This is a genomic window from Streptococcus sp. DD04 (assembly GCF_001578725.1).
In the GTDB taxonomy this organism is placed as follows: Bacteria; Bacillota; Bacilli; order Lactobacillales; family Streptococcaceae; genus Streptococcus; species Streptococcus sinensis.
In genome coordinates this window covers 1-214 of sequence record NZ_KQ969035.1, presented here as the reverse complement: position 1 = coordinate 214, position 214 = coordinate 1, and the positions used below count along the sequence as shown (strand labels likewise).

General features: G+C 40.7%; 1 protein-coding gene. It reads left to right on the top strand.

The features are described 5' to 3' along the window. Positions 1–214 (top strand): hypothetical protein (locus STRDD04_RS11230; RefSeq protein WP_197460111.1); only part of this gene is annotated, 214 nt, incomplete at both ends.

Sequence of the window (214 nt, the reverse complement as noted above, 5' to 3'; positions counted from 1 at the left end):
TGAAACCACAAGTCCTACCTATGCGCCAGTGGCAGGATTGGAAGGCGATGCCCTTGTAAAAGCGATTGAAGAAAATATTGCAAAATATAAAAAAGTAGTTGCGGATGCAGTTGGTAAAGAAGATAAGTCTACTAATGATGCCAAAGCAAAATTGGAAGCTTATTTGAAAGAGCTTGCGGATTATAACGCAGGCAAAGGAACACAATCAGGGATC